This window comes from Bacillus sp. JJ1127, from assembly GCF_036965845.1.
Lineage (GTDB): Bacteria > Bacillota > Bacilli > Bacillales > Bacillaceae_G > Bacillus_A.
The window spans coordinates 3086-8140 of the sequence record NZ_JBALQK010000384.1; the positions used below are offsets into that span (position 1 = coordinate 3086).

A 5055-nucleotide genomic window follows, 5' to 3' on the forward strand; every position below is an offset into this window, starting at 1 on the left:
CATCTGGCCATGCATAGAGAAACGGTCAAGGCCTTCCCTTGCCACATGCAAGGATCAAAACAAAGGAAGAAAGTGATTGCGGGTCATGTTTTGTTCTACATAACAGCAACTTATATGCTGAAAAATAAAAATAAATTTATATAAAGAAAGGGAATTCTTATATAATATCTAATAGGTTAGAAGTTATGAAATAAAAAAAGCGGAAATGCATTATAATAGCATCTCCGCCTTTTTCTTCTACAACTCAAAAGTTGATTTCATTATTCATTTGTCACTTTCCACTTCTATTCGCTTTTTCTCTCTTGCAATTTTTAAAAACTCTAATAGCTCAGGATTACTATTTGCTTTCCGATATGCAACTGACATCTCTGCCACAAAATTAGAATCATATATAGCCTTATATACAACTTCTGTTTTATATAACTTATTGGCCGAAACCGGAATTACTGTTATTCCAATCCCCGCTGCTACAAGCCCCATTACAGTTTGGTATTCCGTCGCTTCTTGTACGATACGTGGACTAAATCCTGCCCCGCGGCATAGCGATAATATTGTGTCATATAACGCAGGCCATACTGGTCTAGTTATAGATACAAATGGTTCATCTTGCAAATCCTCAATGTGAATTTCCTTTTTCTCTGCAAGTGGATGCGCTTTCGGTAAACATAACGTACAAGAAAGCTTTTGAATCGGTTCTACTTCTAATAATTGCGTCGAGATAGGCGGGCGTAAAAAACCAATATCAATTCGATTATCATGAAGTGCATGAACTTGATCTGGTGTAGACAATTCATGCAGTGCAACGGATACCCTCGGAAATTTCTTTCGATATTCCCTAACAATGGACGGTAAAATATCATATATAGCCGCCCCAACAAATCCAATTGAAAGCGAGCCAACTTCCCCTCTTTGTGCACTTTGTGCAACCTCTACTGCTTTTTCAATTTGATCAAACGCTTTTTTCACTTCTTTTAAGAACATTTCTCCTGCTTCAGTCAGTTCAACCTTTCGCTTCGTTCTTGAAAATAACATAACTCCCATTTCTTTTTCTAATTGCTGAATTTGTTGACTAAGTGGCGGTTGTGTCATTTGTAAACGAGCAGCTGCTCGTCCAAAATGTAGTTCTTCTGCCACAACAACAAAGTATTGCAAATGCCGTAATTCCATTTTGGACACCCTTTTCCATTAATATATATATAATAAATTAATAACATATAATTTATATATTAGACAACTTTTTTGAAAGAACGTATAGTAGAAATTGTTAATTCTTTTTTACAATTTCTATGTAAAAAAAGGAATTATGTTAGGTACTAGCGCCAATGGAATTGGTACATCAAAAGCATTTGAAATCGGTCCTGTTGAAAGTACAATCGCAAGCTTATCTATGCTTTTAACAGCTGGAGCAAGTTTAGTCATTGTACCACTCTTCTTACCTTGGTTACAGTGAAAAAGCAAGTGTTTTTGCCACTTGCTTTTTCATTTCAACTCCATATTTACATATTGGCATAACAACTCATAATCTTCTGGAAAAGCTAAAGAAATTTCTCTTAATTCATAAATACCCTTCCAATCAATCTTATGAATTAATCCATCTGGATCTTGAATATTCATATTACCGCCCATTTGTTTCACAAGATAATAATGTACATAAACAGGGATCCCATATGTTACACCCTTTTTTTCATATATTTTATTTATAACTTCTACATGATAGCCCGTTTCTTCCCAAACTTCACGAACACAGCACTCTTCAAGTGTTTCGTCTTCTTCCTGTCCTCCGCTTGGTACAGACCACCTTTTCGGTTCGTCTTTTTTTCCTTGTAATACCATCAAAACTTCATTTTTTTCATTCACGCATATAGCTGCTGCTCCAATCCATCTTTTCATTTCTCTCTCCTCCCATATCTAATATTCTTTCTTCTTTTATTCTTTCCCTTGAAAATAGAGGAAAAAGCTAAAATCGTAACGAAAGATTATATCAACTTCAAAGACAGCCCATACCTAGAAATTCGAACGGAAGGATGAAAATATGATTTCTAAATATGTTGTGGAGTGTGTCTTTTGTGAAGAAAATCGAAAGCCTCGGCAAGCAATTGTCACCGTTCCTGCTACTTCTCATGCACTTGCTATTCAAAAAGTAAGAACTGAATGTAAGCGTCGTTTTGGAAAAACATTGCTATTACAAACAAAAATTACGGAAGAACTATTTTTACACAAAAAAGAAAGCTGACCATGGTTTGGTCAGCTTTCTTTTTCCGATCATATTTTCACATGAAGATTAGGGGCATCCTCTTTAAGGATCGGGATTTTACCATTATGTACGTTCCATAATGGGCATCGAACAATATATTTCTATACAATTAAATATTGAATAGAATAGGGCAAAATTTGTTCGCATTTTTAGAAAAGGGATAGGGATATAATACTAGTAATACGTCGAATACTCGAACGTTACACTCATTATATTATAGCAAATCCTTTTATATGAGAAATATGAATTACTTACATAATTCATACGTAAAACATATTAATAGATTTCTATATATTTTTCTTATTCCGAAAAACCATTATCGCTAGAATCGCTCCAAATAACGCAAATGTCATATCCCATTGTGTATCCCAAACATCTCCTTGCGTTCCAAGAAATGCTTCTGCACCTGTTCCCGTTAGTTTTGCAACCGCAGACTCCAACAACTCATATAGTGCACTAAATGCTAAACAAACTGATATTACAAGTAATTCTAACCATCCTTTTTTCTGAACCCCAACTACCTTTACAAGTACTTCCCTTACTAATAAAGCTGGAACAAACCCCTGCATAAAATGTCCAACACGATCGTAGTAATTTCTTTCTAACTCAAACGTATCACGAAGCCAATTGAATAGTGGTACCTCTGCATATGTATAATGCCCTCCGATAAGCAATATCAACATATGAATCCAAGTCCATACATATGTAACTGTTGAAAATTCAAATCGATAATATGTAATCATTAATATAAATACTAAAATAACTGCTGGGGCTACCTCTAAACACCATGTAAAAAAATCTTTCGGGTAGATTCCTGATATGAATAATGCAATCCAAAAACTTACACATAACAATTTATGAAGATGCACGGTCACATCACTTTCCTCCTCAATATTTCTTCACCTTATTCCATTAATAGCATACATCCAGCTAAAATAGGCGTCATCATCATCGAAACTTTCAATATAATACGAGGTGCATAATTTGTAAACTTCGCTCCTATATACGCTCCTAGCATCGTTCCCATTAAAACTTGTACTAATAATAGATAATCTAAATATCCTTCGGAGCTATATCCAAACCCACCCCCAACGGCGATTGGTAGAATAATAAGCATTGTAGTTCCGACTGACTGTTGAATCGTTAAACCTAACAACACCATTAGTCCTAGTTGAATAAAAGGCGCTGATCCTATCCCAAATGCACCTGCTAATCCTCCAGTTACTAACCCTAGCAAAATACATTTCCCTAATACAACGATAGATAACGATTCTCCTATGTCCATAGACAACTTCTTTTGATTTTGAAAAAAAAGTAACCGAATGAACATAAATATTGCAGATAAAAACAACATACTAGCCGTAAACCAATGAAGAAGATGTGCTGGAATCACCGCACCAAATTTAGAACCAATATATGATCCAACCGCTCCAAATACCCCAACAATACTGCCAATTTTTAATGTAACATTCCCTTCTTTATAATGACTCACCACTCCGGAAAGGGTTGTAAATGCCATTGCGGTTAGTGATGTTGCAAGAGCTACATGAATCGGAACTTGAAATACGAGAGTCAGTACTCCAATAATAAATCCAGCACCTCCTGCCCCAACAAAACCTAATAAAATACCCATCAAAAACATTGTTATAATAATAGCCACTTTCTTTCCCTCCAGTAGCTCTATTCTAATATATTTCTTTTTTTACGCAAATAAAAAAACATCCGTACAGGATGCTTTCATCATTTTGTACCCATCCCGCTTCAGATGAAGTTTGAACATAATAAGCATTGCCTTTTCGTTTTGAAGCCTTGACTACTTGTTCAGAAAGCTCAACACCTGTCTTACGCTGTAAATCAGCAGAATCGTATACAGGAGTTGATTTTGTAATATGTACAAGAAAATCTCCTTGCACTTCACTTGTAGTTCCTTGATTATCTCCACGCCCATCTTCATCTTTCATGTGATCTTCAATACTTCTCAGTGCTTGCTTTCCACTGTTTTTTCTACTGGAGCTGTAAATGAAGAAGTTAGAATCATTACCACCTGTAGTGCAAGTGACATTGCTAAAACATTATAAAACCCTTTTTTCATGATACTTGTTTAACACGTTATGTATGTAACCATTTCGTGTTAACATGCCCCCCTTTTTTTTAACATAATAAAAGTTATTTAGTAAGCTAGTAAACTTCTAAATTACTCAACTAGTTTAAAGTATGATGAAATTTTTCCAATTCGTATATATAGGAATTACCGCCATTAACCCTATTTTTACATATATAAACAAAAACAGAAGACCATCAATCATATATGTCTTCTGTTCTTTATTTCAGACTATTTTAGTCTTTTTGTATTGTATACTCTATCACCTTATCATCATGATCAAATTGAAGAACAAGACACTCACTATCTATAGAAATGAAGCCTCTTTCATTTCCAAGATAGTACAAAGTTTGAGTCGTTTCCTCAAGACGTCTCGTTTCAGTCGGATTCCCTAATAACTGTATCATTTCTTCCTTAGACTCTCCTACTAGTTTATGTTTCGCTAGAAGATCATCCACCATATATACTCGTTTCTGTTCATTTTTTAACCATCTATCTGTATGAAACTTCGAATTATACTCATTTACACCTAGTTGTACGATACAAAAACTAAATAATACTGCTCCAAAAATTGTAATTCCTTTAAATCTTTTCTTATATTTTCTCTTATTATCACCTACAGAAAAATATAAAATTATCCACTGCATAACGAGTAAAAGAATAAACGGAATCGATACCGCTAAAACACTCACTATATTAT

At 34.6% G+C, this 5055-nt stretch carries 6 protein-coding genes and 2 pseudogenes; 2 read left to right on the forward strand and 6 right to left on the reverse strand.

Annotation, left to right across the window (positions count from 1 at the left end):
• Nucleotides 1–264: 264 nt before the first annotated feature.
• A complete protein-coding gene (gene alsR, locus V7183_RS24820; RefSeq protein WP_097897659.1) occupies nucleotides 265–1167 on the reverse strand; it encodes an acetoin biosynthesis transcriptional regulator AlsR in 903 nt (300 codons plus the stop codon).
• A gap of 121 nt (nucleotides 1168–1288) precedes the next feature.
• Here alsR and V7183_RS24825 point away from each other — a divergent pair.
• Nucleotides 1289–1450: pseudogene (locus tag V7183_RS24825) on the forward strand (LrgB family protein); the annotation flags it as partial.
• 29 nt (nucleotides 1451–1479) lie between these two features.
• Here the strand turns inward: V7183_RS24825 and V7183_RS24830 are convergent.
• Nucleotides 1480–1890 carry an NUDIX hydrolase gene (locus V7183_RS24830; protein ID WP_097897660.1) on the reverse strand — a complete coding sequence of 137 codons (411 nt, stop codon included), beginning with the start codon at nucleotides 1888–1890 and terminating at the stop codon, nucleotides 1480–1482.
• A gap of 142 nt (nucleotides 1891–2032) precedes the next feature.
• Here V7183_RS24830 and V7183_RS24835 point away from each other — a divergent pair, with 142 nt between their 5' ends.
• A complete protein-coding gene (locus V7183_RS24835; protein WP_097897661.1) occupies nucleotides 2033–2233 on the forward strand; it encodes a DUF3903 domain-containing protein in 201 nt (66 codons plus the stop codon).
• 308 nt (nucleotides 2234–2541) lie between these two features.
• On the opposite strand, the gene V7183_RS24840 is transcribed toward V7183_RS24835, so the two are convergent.
• From V7183_RS24840 to V7183_RS24855, 4 genes and pseudogenes are all read right to left on the reverse strand, one after another.
• Nucleotides 2542–3129 (reverse strand): DUF2238 domain-containing protein, encoded by a 588-nt coding sequence (locus tag V7183_RS24840; RefSeq protein WP_335361197.1) that lies wholly within the window; start codon nucleotides 3127–3129, stop codon nucleotides 2542–2544.
• A 29-nt stretch (nucleotides 3130–3158) separates the two neighbouring features.
• Nucleotides 3159–3914, reverse strand: coding sequence for a sulfite exporter TauE/SafE family protein (locus V7183_RS24845; RefSeq protein WP_335361198.1), 756 nt, complete (start codon nucleotides 3912–3914; stop codon nucleotides 3159–3161).
• A gap of 76 nt (nucleotides 3915–3990) precedes the next feature.
• Nucleotides 3991–4346, reverse strand: a pseudogene (locus V7183_RS24850) (S-layer homology domain-containing protein); the annotation flags it as partial.
• A 245-nt stretch (nucleotides 4347–4591) separates the two neighbouring features.
• On the reverse strand, nucleotides 4592–5055 hold a 464-nt coding region (locus tag V7183_RS24855), incomplete at its 5' end, for a hypothetical protein (RefSeq protein ID WP_335361199.1).

What these genes read in the sequence shown, in the direction of transcription:
- V7183_RS24830 (WP_097897660.1), bottom strand. Translation starts at nt 1,890, where the DNA reads ATGAAAAGATGGATTGGAGCAGCAGCTATATGCGTGAATGAAAAAAAT.
- V7183_RS24835 (WP_097897661.1), top strand. Translation starts at nt 2,033, where the DNA reads ATGATTTCTAAATATGTTGTGGAGTGTGTCTTTTGTGAAGAAAATCGA.
- alsR (WP_097897659.1), bottom strand. Translation starts at nt 1,167, where the DNA reads ATGGAATTACGGCATTTGCAATACTTTGTTGTTGTGGCAGAAGAACTA.